The sequence below is a fragment of the Streptomyces sp. RPA4-2 genome (genome assembly GCF_012273515.2).
In the GTDB taxonomy this organism is placed as follows: Bacteria; Actinomycetota; Actinomycetes; order Streptomycetales; family Streptomycetaceae; genus Streptomyces; species Streptomyces kaempferi.
In genome coordinates, this window is record NZ_CP050975.2 from 8,085,723 (window position 1) to 8,101,084 (window position 15,362).

Sequence of the window (15,362 nt, forward strand, 5' to 3'; positions counted from 1 at the left end):
CCCTGTCGGTACCCCTCACGGCGAGGACTCCCCCGGCACGGCCGTCTCCCGTTGCATGGTGCCTGTCCCGATCCGCTCGGGGCACGACCGGTGCGAGGACCCACGAGCCCCGGCCGGACGATCGTCTCGGTGCCGGGTTGCGGATGAGGGCTCGAGTACCTGGACAGGACTGAAGGGGAAGACGGATGAGCCACGAGAGCGAGACGGTCCCGGCGAGCCGCGCGGACGTCGTGCGGGGGCTGTACGACGCGCTGAGCAAGGGTGACGTGCCGGGTGTCCTGGCCAGGCTCGCCCCCGAGGTGATCGTCGACGAGCCGGACCAACTCCCCTACGGCGGCGTGCACCAGGGCCGAGAGGTGTTCGTGCGGTCGGTCCTGGGCGCGATGACGGGCCACGCCGATGTCGCCATCACCGCCGCCGAGGTGTTCGAGGGCCCCACCGGCGTCGTCGGAACCCTCACCGGAACGCTCACGGCCCACACCACCGGTGAGGAGTTCCCACTGACCATGGTCGAGATCCACCAGGTCGAGGACGGCACGGTGCGCAAGATCGACGTCTACACCAAGAACCCGCACGAACTGGCCGCGTTCTACGCACGCGCCGAGGCGGGCACCCGCTGACGCCGACGCGGTTCCGAGCCGGCCGGGTCGCCCCACGAAGGGTCCGGCCGACGCCTCACGCAGGGTCCGGCCGGTTCGCCTCACGGCAGCCCGAGCGACTCGGCTCCTGCCCACGCCGCGTCGCCCCGACGGCCCTCCTCGCTCACGGAGGGATCGCGTCCAATACGTCCCGCAGGTTCCGCAACACCGTCCCGAGCTCGTTCCGGGGCGGCGTGGCGAGTGCCAGCCGCAGCGCCCGGGGGCGACAGGGGCCCGTGGCGAAGGCGTCCGCGGTGGACACGAGGATTCCTGCCCGGGCGAGTTGAGCCGCGACGTGATCCGGGCGCTGGTGCGGCTCGAGACCGAGCCAGACCATGTACGAGACCGGATGCGCCGTGAAGGGCATCCCCGCCAGCGCGGCGCGGGCGATGTTCTGCCGGGCGGCGGCGTCGCGGCGGCGGTCCTCCTCCCAGCCGGCGACCGTGCCGTCGGCGAGCCAGCCCGTGGCGAGCGCGGTGATCAGCCCAGGAGCGCCCCAGGCCGCCAGACGAAGGCTCCTGATGACGGTCTCCACGTGGCGGCCCGGCAGGACGGCGAAACCGAACCGCAGTCCGGGAGCCGCGTTCTTGGACAGTCCGGCCACGTAGCAGGTGCGTTCGGGGGAGAGTGCCTGAAGGGGAGGCGGCGGTGACGGGTCGAGGAAGGCGTAGGTGCCGTCCTCGATGATCAGGCAGTCGTGTGCGCGGGCGAGGGCGACAAGACGGTCACGCCGTTCCTGGTCGAGGACCCAGCCGAGCGGGTTGTGCAGGGTGGGCATCGCGTAGATCGCGCGGACGGGGCGTGTGCGGCAGAGGCGGTCGAGCGCGTCGAGGTCGGGCCCGGTCGCCGTGACCGGGGTCGGGGCCAGGTCGAGTCCGTGGGCCGAGGCGAGCAGTCTGACGCCGGGGTAGCTGAGCGCGTCGACCGCGAGGACGTCACCGGGCCTGGTGAGAGAACGCAGCACGCAGTCGAGACCCTGCTGCGTGCCACTCGTCAGCAGGACGTTCGCCGGCGCCGTGTCGATCCCCCGCCCCAGCAGGTAGGTGGCCACGACCGCCCGCTCGTGCGGGCGGCCGCCCGGCGGGTCCTGCCGGAGCAGCGCCTCGGCCCCGCCCGAGACGGAGAGGGCACGCAGGGCCCGGCGCAGCCGGTCGGACTGGTCCTCGCCCAGCGGCTGGTTGAACGACAGGTCCGCGACCCTCGGCACCGGCAGGGACCGGGAGGGCTCGAGGCCGTCGTAGCCCGATCGCACCCGTACGAACGTCCCGCGTCCCGGTTCCCCCACCACCAGGCCCATGGCGGCGAGTTCGGCGTAGACCCGGGTGGCCGTGGCCAGCGCGACCCGTCGTTCGCGCGCGAGAGCGCGGTGCGTCGGCAGGCGGGTGCCCGCGGGGAGCCTGCCGGACCTGATCGACGCCGCGAACTCGTCGACGACGGCCTTGTAGGAGGACGGCCGCATAGGGCACCTGCACTGACCTGTATCTAGGACAATGAGTGGATCGGCACAGGTTACGGCTCCTAGCCTCGACGCGTCCAAGCACAGGCGGAACGGAGCAGGTGGGATGGCCGTACGGATCGACCAGGACGAGTTCGTCGTCACGATCACCATCGACAGGGAACGCAAGCTCAACGCCCTCGACTACCCGACGATCGACGCGCTGCTCGCGAGCCTCGACCGGGTCGAAGCCGACGACTCCGTCCGGGCGGTCATCCTGACCGGCGCCGGGCGACGGGCGTTCAGCGCGGGCGCGGACATTCCGTCCCTGGCGAGGAGCGTCGCGGGCGGTCCCGAACGGGCGCTGCGCGAGATCGTGCGACGGGGACACACACTGACCCGGAGCATCGAGGAATTCCCCAAGCCCGTCATCGTCGCCGTCAACGGGCTCGCGTACGGGGGTGGTTGCGAGATCACGGAGGCAGCCCCGCTGGCGATCGCCGCAGAACACGCCACGTTCGCCAAACCCGAGATCTCCCTGGGTTTCCCGCCGCCCTTCGGTGGCTCGCAGCGGCTGCCGCGGCACGTCGGCCGCAAGCGTGCCCTCGAGATGATCCTGACCGGCGACCCGGTCGCCGCCACACGCGCCGAGCAGACCGGACTCGTCAACGCCGTCGTCCCGGCCGACGAACTCCTGGACGCCGCACGGCACTTGGCCCGACGGATCACCCGGCACGCACCGACGGCCGTGGCGGCCTGCCTGCGCGCGGTCACCCGCGGTGTCAACCTGCCCATCGACGAAGGACTCGCGTTCGAGGCGGCGTGCTTCGCTGCCACGGTGCCCACCGAGGGCGTACGGATCGGGCTGCGGCGGTTCCTCGACCGCACGACCGAGGTCCGCTGAACAGGCGCACGCGAGGTCCGACTCGGCGACTTCTACGTCCCGTCGACATCGTGCGCCGCGTTCGGGAGAGCGCGTCCGGCGGCCTCCCGAGGGGGAACACCCTCGGGAGGCCGCCGGGTCCCTGTTACGCCGCGTTGCGCCCCCGCTCCCCGTACTGGCGGATGATGTCCGCGTACCGGTGTCCGCTGCCCTTCACCGTGCGCTTCTGTGTCTTGTAGTCGACGTGCACGAGTCCGAAGCGCTTGTCGTACCCGTAGGCCCACTCGAAGTTGTCGAGAAGGGACCAGGCGAAGTAGCCCGCGAGGGGGACACCCTTACGGGCCGCCGACGCGCAGGCGGCGAGGTGGCGCTCCAGATAGTCCGTGCGCTCCGGATCGTGGACCGTTCCGTCGGGTCGGACGACGTCCGGGTAGGCGGAGCCGTTCTCCGTGACGTACAGCTTGCGGGCGCCGTAGTCGTCCGTCAGACGGTGCAGGAGGCGCTCGATGCCGGAGGCCTCGACCTCCCAGTCCATGGCGGTGCGGGGCACTCCGGGACGGCGGAGCGCGCTGACCTGGGGGATCGGTCCGGTGGGGTCGTCGACGACGCTGGAGGGGAAGTAGTAGTTGAGGCCCAGCCAGTCCAGCGGCTCGGCCATCGTCTCCAAGTCGCCCGGATGCTCCGGGAGTTCGACTCCGTACACCTCGCGCATGTCGGCCGGGAAGCCACGGCCGTGCACCGGGTCGAGCCACCAGCGGTTGGTGTGCCCGTCGAGCCGGTGGGCCGCCGCGACGTCCTCGGGGCGGTCGGTGGCCGCCTCCACGCTGGCCAGGTTGTTCACGATGCCGACCTGGGCGTCCGGGACCGCCGCGCGGATCGCCTGGGTGGCCAGTCCGTGCCCGAGGAGGAGATGGTACGAGGCGGGGACCGCGGCCGTGATGTCCGCGAGGCCGGGGGCCATCCGCCCTTCCAGGTGACCGATCCAGGCCGAGCAGAGCGGCTCGTTGAGGGTGGTCCAGTGCTTGACGCGGTCACCCAGCCGCTCCGCGACGACCGCCGCGTACGAGGCGAAGTGCAGCGCCGTCTCGCGGGCCGGCCAGCCTCCACGGTCCTGGAGCACCTGTGGCAGGTCCCAGTGGTAGAGGGTGACCGACGGGGTGATGCCCGCCTCCAGCAGGCCGTCGATCAGGGAGTCGTAGAAGTCGAGGCCCTTCGTGTTGACCTGGCCGTCACCGCCCGGCACGACGCGGGGCCAGGCGACCGACAACCGGTAGGCGTTGGTGCCGAGTTGGCGCATCAGAGCGATGTCCTCGCGCCAGCGGTGGTAGTGATCGCAGGCGAGGTCCCCGTCGTCACCGTTGTCGATCTTGCCGGGGGTGTGCGAGAAGGTGTCCCAGATGGAGGGTGAGCGGCCGTCCTCGGTGACGGCGCCCTCGATCTGGTAGGCCGACGTGGCCGTGCCCCACAGGAAGCCCTCGGGAAGTGCGGCAAGGTCGATGGTCACGGAAGTCCCTTCGGGGGTGGTGGAGTGGGTCACTTGACGGCTCCGGCCGTCAGCCCGGCGACGAGATAGCGCTGGAGCAGCAGGAACCCGGCGACCACCGGGACGCTGACCACGAGCGACGCGGCCATGATCTGGTTCCAGTACACGTTGTTGAGCGTGGAGTAGCCCTGGAGCCCGACGGCGAGTGTGCGCGTGGTGTCGTTGGTCATCACCGACGCGAACAGCACCTCGCCCCAGGCGGTCATGAAGGCGTAGACGGCGACCGCGACGATGCCGGGGATCGCGGCCGGCACGACGACCCGGAACAGCGCGCCCAGCGGACCGCAGCCGTCCACCAGCGCCGCCTCGTCCAGATCACGCGGCACCGAGTCGAAGTACCCGATCAGCATCCAGATCGAGAACGGCAGCGAGAAGGTGAGGTACGTCAGGATCAGCCCGCCGCGGGAGCCGAACAGGGCGATGCCCGTCGCGTCGCCGATGTTGACGTAGATGAGGAACAGCGGGAGCAGGAAGAGGATGCCGGGGAACATCTGCGTGGACAGCACGGTGACCGTGAAGGTCCGCTTGCCCCGGAACTCGTAACGGCTGACGGCGTACGCCGCGAAGACCGCGATCACCACCGAGCAGACCGTCGCCGCGCCGGCCACGATCAGCGAGTTGACGAAGTACCTCGCCAGCGGGACCGTCGACCAGATGTCGATGTACGGGCGGATGGTCAGACCGCTCGGCACCCAGCGGAACTTGCCCGAGACGTCCGCGAGCGGCTTCAGGGAGCTGGAGACCATCACGTAGACCGGCACCAGGACGAAGCCCGTGAGCAGCGTCAGGAAGATCCGCCGGGACCACAGGAAGGAGCGCGGCGGCGCCATCGGCGAGCGGTGTGCCTGCGAGGTGCTAGACATCGGCGGTCTTCCTTCCCCGGGAGGTCAGCAGCAGGTAGGCGCCGGTCACCACGAGCAGGAAGAGCAGCAGCAGGACCGACATGGCGGACCCGGTGCCGAAGTTCCAGGTGACGAAGGACGCCTGGTAGATGTGGACCGAGATGAGGTCCGCGGACTCCGGGGCCGTCCTGCCGAACAGGACGAACGGTGTGTTGAAGTCGTTGAACGTCCACAGGAACAGCACCAGGATCAGGACCTGGTTGACCGCGCGCAGCGACGGCAGGGTGATACGGCGCAGTTGCTGCCACAGGCCCGCGCCGTCGAGGGCGGCCGCCTCGTACAGCTCGCCCGGGATGTTCTGCAGGCCGGCCATGACGATCAGGAAGGCGAACGGCCAGCCCTTCCACACGGAGACGACGAGCAGCGCGTAGAAGCTGTTGTCGCCGATGAGCCAGAAGGACGGCTTGTCGGTGAGGTGCAGCTGGTCGTGCAGCACGTGGTTCACCAGGCCGTTGTCGTGCTGGAACATGAACACCCAGGTGATGACCGCCGCGTACACCGGAAGGGCGTACGGGACGAGGAACAGCGCGCGCAGCAGGCCGCGCCCGCGGAAGGTGTCCTGCATGTAGATCGCGGCCGCGGTGCCGATCAGCCAGCACAGGCCGACCGAGAGCAGGGTGAAGCCGACCGTGACCATGAACGAGTGGAGCAGCGCCTTGCCGACGGGCGCGCTGAAGTCCACCGAGACCTTGTAGTTGTCGAGGCCGGACCAGGGCGCGGTGCCCCAGTCACGGATGTAGAACTGGGTGAGCTCCTTGAAGCTCATCACGATGCCGATCACCATCGGCACCAGATGGACGAGGAGTTCGAGGAGCAGCGCGGGCAGGAGCAGCAGGTAGGGCAGTCCGATGCGGCGGATCCGCCCGGTGCGGCGCGGGCCGCGCGCCGCACCGGGGGAGTCCTTGCGCACCGTCCGCTCGCCGGGGTCGGCGGAGGCGGCGGTCGTGGTGGTCATGAGGTTGTCCGCACTCACTTCTTCGGCATCTGCTGCTGGGCCTTCTCGAGCTCGGCCTTCACCGAGGCCGTGGTGACCGGGTGTCCCGCCGCGGCGGCCGCGAACAGCTCCTTCACGGCGGTCCCGACCGTGGTCTCGAACTGGGACTCGTCGGCGACCTGCGGAAGTGCGGCGGCGCTCTTGGCCAGGGTGTCCTTGAGGACCACGTTCGAGGGGGAGTTGAAGGCGCTGTCGCCCTGGGCGTTCTTGACCGGCGGGATCGAGCTGTACGCCGTGTTGAGGATCTTCTGCTCCGCGTCGCTGGTCATGAACTTCACGAACTTGGCGGCGCCGTCGAGGTTCTTGGTGTTCTTGAAGACGGCGAGGTTGATGCCCGCGACCATCGAGTTGACGTTCGTGCCCGTGCCGGGGGTGCCGGACTGCACGGGGACCGGCGCGATGCCGTACGCGTCCTCGCTCATGCCCTGCGACTTGAGGTTGGCGGACGCGGACTGCCACAGCAGCATGGCGTTCTTGCCCTTGGCGAAGTCGCTGACGGACTGGTTCTGCGCGTACTCGGCGTTGCCCGGCGCGATGATCTTGTCCTTCGCCATCAGCCCGACGTACTGCTGGACCGCCGCGACCACGCCGTCGTTGGTGAAGTCGGCCTTGCCGTCGGCGGTGAAGAAGTCGGCCCCGTGCTGCTTGGCGAAGACGAAGACGTGGTGGATGTTCTCCGACACGTTCGAGCCCTCGGCGCCCAGGCCCCACTTGCCGCCCTTGGACAGCTTCTTGCCGTCGGCTACCAGCTCGTCCCAGGTGGCCGGCGGCTTCGCGATGCCGGCGTCGGCGAACGACTTCTTGTTGTAGTACAGCGCGTACGCCATCGAGTACAGCGGCACCGCGGCCGGGTCCTTGCCCTCGGCCCCCGTCGAGCCGAGCGCCGAGTCGACGAAGCGGTCCTTGCCGCCGATCTTGGCGAAGTTCTTCGCGTCCCACGGCAGCAGCGCGCCGGTGGCCTGCAGGGAGGCGCTCCAGGTGTTGCCGATGTTGAGGACGTCCGGGCCCTGGCCCGAGGTGGTCGCGGTGAGGATCCGGTTCAGCAGGTCGGACCAGGGCACGACCTCGACCTTGACCTTGACCCCGCTCTGCTTCTCGAACTTGTCGAGCTCGGGCTGGAGGACCTTCTTGTCGATCTCGATGCTGGCGCCCTGGTTGGACGCCCAGTACGTGAGCGTTTTCGGCGAGTCGTTGGACCCGCCGCCGTTCGACGAGCCGCCGCCACAGGCGGTCGCGGCGGTCAGCAGGGAGATGGTGACCGCACCGGCGGCCGCGGCTCGGATTCTGCGCATGGCTGCGTATGTCCCTTTCCCGGAGGGAGCCAGGAGGGTCGGGTCCGTTCACTTCTCGAACGACCCTCATGGCTTAATTTAGGACGTGAGTTAAGACCCGGAAGAAAGTCGCGTCAAGGGATCGCGCAGCTGTATCTTGCAGGTCGGGCAGGCCGGAAGGGATTCACATGGCGGGGCGCAACGGTCGGACAGTGCGTGACCTGCGGCGGGGCAATCGCACCGCCGTACTGCAACGTTTGTATTTCGATGGCCCGATGAGCCGGTACGAACTGGGCCCGGCCACGGGGCTGAGTTCCGGTTCCATCAGCAACGTGGTCGCCGAACTCGTCGCCGACGGACTGGTGGAGGAGGCCGGAAGCGTCGAGTCCGACGGCGGTCGGCCCCGCACCCTGCTGCGCGTGGCGCCCGGCAGCGGCCACATGATCGGCGTCGATGTCGGCGAGACCCGGGTCCGCGTCGAGCTGTTCGACCTCACTCTCACCGAACTGGCCCGCACCGAGCGGCCGTTGGAGCGCCAGGGGTTCGAGGTCGACCGGCCCTCGCAGCGTCGGGAGTACGACGTCGACGTCATCGTCGGGCACATCCGCGACGGCATCGCCGAGGTGCTCGCCGAGGCGGGGATCGACCCGGAGCAGCTCCTCGGCGTCGGCATCGGCGTCCCCGGCATCGTGGCCCGCACCCCCGAGCGCGGCGCGGTGGTGCACGGCCAGACGATCGGCTGGGACGCCGTCCCACTGGAGTCCCTGCTCCGTTCGGCCTGCCGGCTCCCCGACACCGTCCCGTACTTCGCGGACAACGGCGCCCGGACCCTCGGCCAGGCCGAGATGTGGTTCGGCGCCGGACGCGGCGCGCGCAACGCGGTCGTCGTCCTCTTCGGCTCCGGTGTCGGCGCCTGCCTGGTCACGGAGGACGTGGAGAACGGCCGGTCCGTCGAGTGGGGGCACCTCACCGTACGGGTCAGGGGGCGCCGCTGCCGCTGCGGCTCCCTGGGCTGCCTGGAGGCCTACGCCGGTGCGGAGGCGCTGCTCGACCGCTGGCGCGAGGAGGGCGGACGCCCGCCGGAGGGCACCGACGAGGAGACCGCGCTCACCGCGATGCTCGCCGCCGCGTACCCCGACGGGGACGCCGAGCACGATCCGGTGGCGCTCTCCGTGCTCGAGGAGACCGCCGAGTACCTGGGCGCGGGCCTGTCCGACCTGATCAACCTGTTCCAGCCCGAGCGCATCCTCATCGGCGGCTGGGCCGGACTCCAGCTCGGCACCCGCTTCCTGCCCGCCGTACGCCGGTACGCCACCTCGTACTCCCTGCGCTATCCCGCCGAGCGCGTCTCCATCGACCTCGGCCGGCTCGGACCTGACGCGGTGACCGTCGGCGCCGCGATCCTTCCGCTGGCCGACTTCTTCGCCCGGGGCGGCAGGCGCGCCGAGCCGGTGAACGAAGGGCCCTCCCCGGCCTGGCGTGCCGCCTTGGAGGAGCGCGCGCCGCACTGACGTCCCGGCGTGCGCGTCGAGCTGACGCACCGGCTCACCGGCCCGCCGCGTGAGCCGTGCTTTGGCCGGGGGGTGACTTCGGTTGACCGGTAGCCTCGGTGAGCCGGTGCCTTCGGAAGGATTTCGCTCGGGTGGATCGGTGACCGGGCCGGCCCCCGCTGCGGCCGACCCGAACACGCGTCGGCCCGAGGTCAGGTCACGCGAACGCGTTCACCCCGGTCAGCTCCGCCGAAAGCTCCCACAGCCGGGCGGCCTGCTCGGGGTCGATCGCGTACTCCCGTACGCCGGTCCGCTCGCCGTCCACGGGAGTGACCTCGGCGATGTCGCAGTCCTCGCAGTACACCCCGCCCAGACCGGCCAGTTGCGGCGAGGTCGCGGCCCATACCTGGGTCGCGGCGCCCTGGGCAGGCGACTTGAAGGCGTCCGGGTTCAGCGGCACGCCGTTCTCGTCGATCCAGCCGCGCTCCATCATCTCCTCCTTGGCGAGGTGACGCTGGAGCGGTGTGAGGATGCCGCCGGGGTGGAGGGCGAAGGCGCGCACACCGGAGTCCCGGCCGAGCCGGTCGAGTTGGACGGCGAACAGGACGTTCGCTGTCTTCGCCTGTCCGTACGCCTCCCATTTGTCGTAGCCGTCGCGCCAGTGCACGTCGTCCCAGCGGATGCCCGAGTTGTGGTGGCCGGTGGAGGACACCGAGACGACCCGCGCGCCACCGGGTTCGATCGCGGGCCAGAGCCGGTTGACGAGCGCGAAGTGGCCGAGGTGGTTGGTGGCGAACTGGGCTTCCCAGCCGGGCCCGACCCGGGTCTCCGGGCAGGCCATGATCCCGGCGTTGTCGATCACGATGTCGATGGTCCGGCCCGAGGCGAGGAACCGCTCGGCGAAGGCGCGGACGCTGTCGAGGTCGCCGAGATCGAGCTCGTCCACCTCGACACCGTCGATGCCCGCCACCGCTTCCCGGGCGACGTCGGGACGCCGTGCGGGGACGACGACGTGGGCGCCGGCCCCGGTGAGCGCGCGCGTCGTCTCCAGGCCGAGCCCCGAGTATCCGCCGGTGACGATCGCGAGCTTCCCGGAGAGGTCGAGGCCCTGGAGGACGTCGGCGGCGGTGCTGCGGGCGCCGAACCCCGAGCCGATCTTGTGCTGTGCAGTGGTCATGCGACGACGGTACGGATTGGAGAGCACTCGAAGTCAAACGCGCGCCGTCGTGCCGGGGACCGGGGCGGGTGACGGTGGCCCGCCCTCGCGGCGCCGGCCATGGGCAGGAGAAAGGCCCCGACCGGACGGGGGAATCGCGGTCGGGGCCGTCTGTGGTGGGCACGGAGGGCGGTCGCCTCTCGGCGGAAGGCTCCACAGGGCATCAGCCGAACGATCATCCCTGTGGGCTATAGGTGAGGCCCGGGGACACTGTCCCCTCCATACCCACGGTTGGTTTAACGGGGAACTACCGGCGGGTGTTCCCCCGGGGCCGGGGCGGGAGCGGTGATGTGGGTCACCCCGAACGGGAGATGGCGGGACCGGCGGCGCCGGCCACCGTGCCCCACGACCACCGGCGTCAGGCGCCTGTCGCGCGCGACGGGGGCGTCCGGTCCCGGGTCCAGGTCAGCAGCTCGTCCGCGGTCCAGGTGGTGATCACACGCCCGGCGGGCACCCCGCACTCCTCCGCCCGCGCGCAGCCGTGGATCTGCCAGTCGAGCTGACCGGGGGCGTGCGCGTCGGTGTCCACGGAGAAGAGCACGCCCGCGTCGACCGCCCGCCGCACCAGCCGGCGCGGCGGGTCGAGCCGTTCCGGGCGGCTGTTGATCTCCACGGCCGTACCGGATTCGGCGCAGGCCGCGAAGACGGCGTCCGCGTCGAACTCCGACTCGGGCCGTCGGCGCTCGGTGAGCAGACGGCCCGTGCAGTGTCCCAGCACGTCCGCGAGCGGATTGCGCACGGCGGCGATCATGCGGCGGGTCATCGAACGCGCGTCCATGCGCAGTTTGGAGTGCACCGACACCACCACGACATCCAGTTGCTCCAGCAGCTCGGGCTCCTGGTCCAGTGCCCCGTCGTCGAGGATGTCGCACTCGATCCCCGTGAGGAGCCGGAACGGAGCCCACCGCTGATTGAGTTCCCCGACCACCGTCAGCTGTTCGCGCAGGCGCCCGGGGGACAGGCCCCGCGCCACGGTGAGCCGCGGCGAGTGGTCCGTGAGCACCGCCCACTCGTGTCCGAGCCGGGCCGCGGTCCGGCCCATCGCCTCGATCGGGCTGCCGCCGTCCGACCAGTCGGAGTGCAGGTGGCAGTCGCCGCGCAGCAGCGCCCGCAGCGCCTCACCACCCTGGGCGAGCGGCTCCCCGGCCGTCCGCTCCAGCTCTTCCAGATAGCCGGGCACCCGGTCGTCGAGCGCCTCCAGTACCACCTGTGCCGTCTTCGGCCCGATGCCCTTCAGCGACTCCAGGGTCCTGTCGGCCGCGCGCCGTTCGACCTCGCCACCGGGGAGCCCGGCCAGGAGGGACTCGGCGGTGCGGAAGGCCCGTACGCGATAGGTGGGGGCCTGGGACCGCTCCAGCAGGAACGCGATCCGGTCCAGGGCCTCGACGGGATCCATCGGCGCCACCTTCCCCCGGCTCCACGGGCCCTTCCAGCCTCGCGCAGGCGCCGTGCGCCCGCACGGCGGGAGGCTCACCCGGCTGGACGCGCGCCCCCGCCCACGTGCGCGAATCGATCTACGCTCTACTCATGACCGAAATCGCGAGCCCCCACATCTCCCAACCACGAATCCTGGTGCTCGGGGTACAGCCGGGCACGCCGCCGTTCCGGATCATGGAGATCGACGGCGAAGTGGTCTGCGAGGCGAGGGCCATCACCGACGTACTCGTGACGGCCGCCGCCTACGGGATCACCGTCCACGATCTCGACGACCCGGACGTGGTCCGCTGGGTGGGCGGCGACAAGTTCACGTGGCTGCCGCGCCATTAGCAGCGGTACTCAACGGGCGCCGGTACTGACAGTGGCACTGACAGCGGAACTGGCGACGGCACCGGTCGAGGGCGTGGGGGAGCGCGCGGACCTGCGGATTCTGCGCCGGTGTGAGCTGTTTCAGGAGGAATGACCCCGCACCCCCGTAAAGATCATCAATTGTCGGGAACCGGGCATGGGCCCGCGGTCACGAGGGCACGGTTGATCTTGCCGGGCGAGCAGCAGCCGCTCCGGCGAACCCCTCCGTCCCCTCGGGAGTCCTCATGTTCCGTGGCTTCGCCGTGCCCGCGACCCTCCTCGCCTCGACCGCGCTCCTCGCCTCGGTCTCGGCGGGTACGGCCGCCGCGGCTCCCTCGCTCTCCGCGCCGCTCCCGGCCTCCGGAGCTTCACGGGCCGGCGACGTGTGCTTCTGGACGGCGGCCGGACAACACGGCTCGTCCTGGTGCTACACCCCGCCCGGCTATACGGACGTCCCGGAGTTCCTGCACGACAAGGCCGCGTCCTTCCGGTCCAACGCCGACACCGCGGTGTACGCCATCGACTGGGGCCGCGGCACCTGTTACGCCCGGCTCATCCGGGCGCACGACCTGGCCGACAACTGGCCCTGGGGCGCCCGCCTGGACGGTGTCGCCGACACCACGATGGGCTGCGAGGTCGGCTGACCCGTGCGACTCCTTCGCGCGTTGTGCGCCACCACGCTGGCGGCGCTCGCGGTGGCGGGCTGCGCCACGACGCCCGCCGAGCGGACCGCGCCGCCGTTGCCCAGGACCGCGCGTGACCGGGACCATCTCATCGACGCCGCGCAGCAGGTACTCGTGGACCGTTGCCTGGCCCGGCAGGGACTGACCCAGCGCCACACCTCCGACGGAGCGGACCGCCGACTGCAGGGCGCCCTCTTCGGCCGCGGCCGGCCCGAACTGGCCGTCACCCTCGCCACCGGCTACACCGTCACCGCCCACACGGACGGCTGTCTCGCCGCCGCCCAGCGCGACCTGTACGGGGACCAGGAGCTCTGGTTCCGTACCCGGGTCGTGGTCGACAACCTGCGGGCCGAGGCCCAGCAGCGTATGAAGCGCGACACCGGTTTCGCGCGGCGGCCGCACGCTGGACCCACTGCGCCACCCCGGCACGGGGACCCCGCCCCGGCCGTCCCGACCCCGCCGACTCCGAGCGCTGCGCCCGTGAGAGCGGTCTGACCCGGCTGCGTACGCGCCTGGAACCGGTGCTGCTGGCCCGGGTCCGCGCCGAGCGGCACGGGCCGCTGACCACCTACCGGCAGCTGCGCACCCGCGCACTGCACCGCGCGGCGGCGCTCTACGCCGAGCGGACCGTCGCCGCAACCCCGAAGAAAGGCAGTACCTCATCGTGATCACCCAGCGCCTCGCGCTCTGTGCCGCAGCGTCCCTGCTCGCCCTGACCGGCGGTCTGGCCCTGGCCACCCCCTCCGGCGCGGCCGACTGCCCCAGCGGGAACTTCTGCGTGTGGGAGAACGCCAACTTCGACGGCCAGCGAGCCAACTGGTCCGGGGACGACGGCTGGTGGGAGAGCTGGATCGCCGACACCGACTCCTCGTGGGCCAACCACGGACTGTCGGGACCGGGCGTCAAGGACCACGTCAAGGTCTACGAGAACGCCTGGCAGGGCGGCGCCTTGACCATCTGTCTCGGTCCCGGCGAGGAGGTCGGCTACAACGCCGTTGCGAACGACCGCGGCGACTCGCACACCTGGTCCATGGGCTGCTGACCGGCCGCCGACCCGCGCGGTCCGCCCGCGGTGCGAGGCCGTGGGCGGACCGCTTACGGCGGGCACGCCCCGGGTGCTGAACGCGCGGAAATGTACAAGGGCAGGTACGGGGGCATCTGCCGGTGCAATGGGGGACATGTACGGGGGTCCGGCCGGGGTGCGAACCCCCACCGGACCCCCCGTCCCCCCGTCCCCCGAGGTGGAATCTCAGCCCACGGACCACTTCTGGTTGGCGCCGCCCGAGCACGTCCAGATCTGCAGCCGGGTGCCGTTGGCCGAGCTGTTGCCCGTGGCGTCCAGACACTTGTTGGCCTGCGGGTTCACGATGTCGTGGGCCGCGCTGACGGCCCACTTCTGGTTGGGCCCGCCCGTGCAGTCCCACAGTTGGACGGTCGTGCCGTCCGCCGTGCCGCCGCCGGTGACGTCCAGGCACTTGCCCAGCGCGCGGATCGTCCCGTCGGACGAGACCGACCACTGCTGGGCCGCGGTGCCGTTGCAGTCGTAGAGCTGTACGGGCGTGCCGTTGGCCGAGCCGGCCCCTGCCACGTCCACGCACTTGCCGGCCAGTCCGGTGATCCGGCCGCCGGTGGGTCCCGAACCGTCGCTCGTCGTCACCTTCACCTCGTCCACCACCAACTGCTGCGGGAAGGCGGTGGAGCCGTCGGGGTCGCCCGGCCAGTAGCCGCCGACCGCGAGGTTGAGGATCATGAAGAACGGCTTGTTGAACACCCAGGTCTTGCCACCCAGGTCGGCGGGCGTGCGCCGCTGGTAGACGTTGCCGTCCACCGACCAGGTGATCGAGTCGGGGGCCCAGTCGATGGCGAAGGTGTGGAAGGCGTCGGCGAAGGCCTGGCCGCCCGGCAGGGTGTAGCCGGCGCCGATGCCCCCGGAGCCGGAGTACCCGGGCCCGTGGATCGTGCCGTGCACGGTCGAGGGCTCGAAGCCGACGTTCTCCATGATGTCGATCTCGCCCGAGTCCGGCCAGTTGACCGGTGTGCCGAGCATCCAGAAGGCGGGCCACATGCCCTGCCCGCGTGGGATCTTCATCCGCGCCTCGACATGACCGTAGGTGCCGGTGAACTTCCCGGACGTGTTCATCCGGGCCGAGGTGTACTCACAACGTCCGTACCAACACTGGTAGTTGCCCGGGTTCTCCCGGCGTGCGGTGATCACCAGGTGGCCCTGGCCGTCCAGCTTCGCGTTGTTGTTGCCGGACGTGTAGTACTGGCGCTCGTGGTTGTTGACGTTGTCGCCGGTCTCGACCTGCCACTTCGAGGAGTCGACGCCGGCGCCGGAGGCACCGTCGAACGTGTCCGAGAAGGTGGTGACGGCCGCGACCGCCGTCGGGGGATCCGCCTGGGCGGGAACGACGGCGGCCGCGGTGACGAGCGCTGCGGACAGCACTGCCAAGAGGCATCTGCGGAGCAGGCGTGGGGAGTTCAAGACTCTCCCTTCCGTACGGTGCCCCGGGGAAGGGGGC

At 70.8% G+C, this 15,362-nt stretch carries 16 protein-coding genes; 8 read left to right on the forward strand and 8 right to left on the reverse strand.

What is annotated here, in order from left to right; all coding sequences use genetic code 11:
* Positions 1 to 185 precede the first annotated feature (185 nt).
* Entirely contained in the window at positions 186 to 620 is a 435-nt protein-coding gene (locus HEP85_RS35290; protein WP_168531565.1) for a nuclear transport factor 2 family protein, read from the forward strand.
* 142 nt (positions 621 to 762) lie between these two features.
* Here the strand turns inward: HEP85_RS35290 and HEP85_RS35295 are convergent, their stop codons facing one another.
* Positions 763 to 2,097: a PLP-dependent aminotransferase family protein gene (locus HEP85_RS35295; RefSeq protein WP_168531566.1), complete on the reverse strand. Its 1,335-nt coding sequence runs from the start codon at positions 2,095 to 2,097 to the stop codon at positions 763 to 765.
* 103 nt (positions 2,098 to 2,200) lie between these two features.
* Between HEP85_RS35295 and HEP85_RS35300 the strand changes: the two genes are divergently transcribed.
* The gene (locus HEP85_RS35300) at positions 2,201 to 2,977 is read left to right on the forward strand and encodes an enoyl-CoA hydratase-related protein (protein WP_168531567.1); all 777 of its coding nucleotides are present in this window, start codon (positions 2,201 to 2,203) and stop codon (positions 2,975 to 2,977) included.
* Positions 2,978 to 3,101: 124 nt separating this feature from the next.
* On the opposite strand, the gene HEP85_RS35305 is transcribed toward HEP85_RS35300, so the two are convergent.
* Genes HEP85_RS35305 through HEP85_RS35320 form a run of 4 tightly spaced genes read right to left on the reverse strand, consistent with a single transcriptional unit; the run spans position 3,102 to position 7,687 of the window.
* Positions 3,102 to 4,460, reverse strand: a complete 1,359-nt coding sequence (locus tag HEP85_RS35305; protein WP_168531568.1) for a GH1 family beta-glucosidase — start codon at positions 4,458 to 4,460, stop codon at positions 3,102 to 3,104.
* Positions 4,461 to 4,489: 29 nt separating this feature from the next.
* Positions 4,490 to 5,329, reverse strand: coding sequence for a carbohydrate ABC transporter permease (locus HEP85_RS35310; protein ID WP_168534371.1), 840 nt, complete (start codon positions 5,327 to 5,329; stop codon positions 4,490 to 4,492).
* Between the two features lie 25 nt (positions 5,330 to 5,354).
* Positions 5,355 to 6,356 (reverse strand): sugar ABC transporter permease, encoded by a 1,002-nt coding sequence (locus tag HEP85_RS35315; protein ID WP_329292489.1) that lies wholly within the window; start codon positions 6,354 to 6,356, stop codon positions 5,355 to 5,357.
* A gap of 14 nt (positions 6,357 to 6,370) precedes the next feature.
* A complete protein-coding gene (locus HEP85_RS35320; protein ID WP_168531569.1) occupies positions 6,371 to 7,687 on the reverse strand; it encodes a sugar ABC transporter substrate-binding protein in 1,317 nt (438 codons plus the stop codon).
* A gap of 167 nt (positions 7,688 to 7,854) precedes the next feature.
* Here HEP85_RS35320 and HEP85_RS35325 point away from each other — a divergent pair, with 167 nt between their 5' ends.
* Positions 7,855 to 9,177 (forward strand): ROK family transcriptional regulator, encoded by a 1,323-nt coding sequence (locus HEP85_RS35325; RefSeq protein WP_168531570.1) that lies wholly within the window; start codon positions 7,855 to 7,857, stop codon positions 9,175 to 9,177.
* Between the two features lie 196 nt (positions 9,178 to 9,373).
* On the opposite strand, the gene HEP85_RS35330 is transcribed toward HEP85_RS35325, so the two are convergent.
* Positions 9,374 to 10,333: an SDR family NAD(P)-dependent oxidoreductase gene (locus HEP85_RS35330; protein ID WP_168531571.1), complete on the reverse strand. Its 960-nt coding sequence runs from the start codon at positions 10,331 to 10,333 to the stop codon at positions 9,374 to 9,376.
* A 397-nt stretch (positions 10,334 to 10,730) separates the two neighbouring features.
* Entirely contained in the window at positions 10,731 to 11,768 is a 1,038-nt protein-coding gene (locus HEP85_RS35335; protein ID WP_168531572.1) for a PHP domain-containing protein, read from the reverse strand.
* Positions 11,769 to 11,899: 131 nt separating this feature from the next.
* On the opposite strand from HEP85_RS35335, the gene HEP85_RS35340 reads away from it, so the two are divergent.
* The 5 genes from HEP85_RS35340 (at position 11,900) to HEP85_RS35360 (ending at position 13,882) form a co-directional block, all read left to right on the forward strand.
* On the forward strand, positions 11,900 to 12,139 hold the full coding sequence (locus HEP85_RS35340) for a hypothetical protein (protein WP_148011937.1): 240 nt from the start codon (positions 11,900 to 11,902) through the stop codon (positions 12,137 to 12,139).
* Positions 12,140 to 12,402: 263 nt separating this feature from the next.
* Positions 12,403 to 12,801 carry a hypothetical protein gene (locus tag HEP85_RS35345; protein ID WP_168531573.1) on the forward strand — a complete coding sequence of 133 codons (399 nt, stop codon included), beginning with the start codon at positions 12,403 to 12,405 and terminating at the stop codon, positions 12,799 to 12,801.
* Positions 12,802 to 12,804: 3 nt separating this feature from the next.
* Complete coding sequence (locus tag HEP85_RS35350; RefSeq protein WP_369657984.1) at positions 12,805 to 13,335, forward strand: hypothetical protein; 531 nt, start codon at positions 12,805 to 12,807, stop codon at positions 13,333 to 13,335.
* A 26-nt stretch (positions 13,336 to 13,361) separates the two neighbouring features.
* Entirely contained in the window at positions 13,362 to 13,508 is a 147-nt protein-coding gene (locus HEP85_RS35355; RefSeq protein ID WP_369657985.1) for a hypothetical protein, read from the forward strand.
* Positions 13,502 to 13,882 (forward strand): peptidase inhibitor family I36 protein, encoded by a 381-nt coding sequence (locus HEP85_RS35360; protein ID WP_168534373.1) that lies wholly within the window; start codon positions 13,502 to 13,504, stop codon positions 13,880 to 13,882. Before HEP85_RS35355 ends, HEP85_RS35360 begins: the two co-directional genes overlap by 7 nt.
* A gap of 207 nt (positions 13,883 to 14,089) precedes the next feature.
* On the opposite strand, the gene HEP85_RS35365 is transcribed toward HEP85_RS35360, so the two are convergent.
* Positions 14,090 to 15,325, reverse strand: a complete 1,236-nt coding sequence (locus HEP85_RS35365) for a family 16 glycosylhydrolase (RefSeq protein ID WP_168531575.1) — start codon at positions 15,323 to 15,325, stop codon at positions 14,090 to 14,092.
* Positions 15,326 to 15,362: the final 37 nt, after the last annotated feature.

Bases quoted from the DNA above. Each gene is read 5' to 3' on its own strand.
- HEP85_RS35290 (WP_168531565.1), top strand. From the start codon at position 186: ATGAGCCACGAGAGCGAGACGGTCCCGGCGAGCCGCGCGGACGTCGTG.
- HEP85_RS35295 (WP_168531566.1), bottom strand. From the start codon at position 2,097: ATGCGGCCGTCCTCCTACAAGGCCGTCGTCGACGAGTTCGCGGCGTCG.
- HEP85_RS35300 (WP_168531567.1), top strand. From the start codon at position 2,201: ATGGCCGTACGGATCGACCAGGACGAGTTCGTCGTCACGATCACCATC.
- HEP85_RS35310 (WP_168534371.1), bottom strand. From the start codon at position 5,329: ATGGCGCCGCCGCGCTCCTTCCTGTGGTCCCGGCGGATCTTCCTGACG.
- HEP85_RS35315 (WP_329292489.1), bottom strand. From the start codon at position 6,356: ATGACCACCACGACCGCCGCCTCCGCCGACCCCGGCGAGCGGACGGTG.
- HEP85_RS35320 (WP_168531569.1), bottom strand. From the start codon at position 7,687: ATGCGCAGAATCCGAGCCGCGGCCGCCGGTGCGGTCACCATCTCCCTG.
- HEP85_RS35325 (WP_168531570.1), top strand. From the start codon at position 7,855: ATGGCGGGGCGCAACGGTCGGACAGTGCGTGACCTGCGGCGGGGCAAT.
- HEP85_RS35330 (WP_168531571.1), bottom strand. From the start codon at position 10,333: ATGACCACTGCACAGCACAAGATCGGCTCGGGGTTCGGCGCCCGCAGC.
- HEP85_RS35335 (WP_168531572.1), bottom strand. From the start codon at position 11,768: ATGGATCCCGTCGAGGCCCTGGACCGGATCGCGTTCCTGCTGGAGCGG.
- HEP85_RS35340 (WP_148011937.1), top strand. From the start codon at position 11,900: ATGACCGAAATCGCGAGCCCCCACATCTCCCAACCACGAATCCTGGTG.
- HEP85_RS35345 (WP_168531573.1), top strand. From the start codon at position 12,403: ATGTTCCGTGGCTTCGCCGTGCCCGCGACCCTCCTCGCCTCGACCGCG.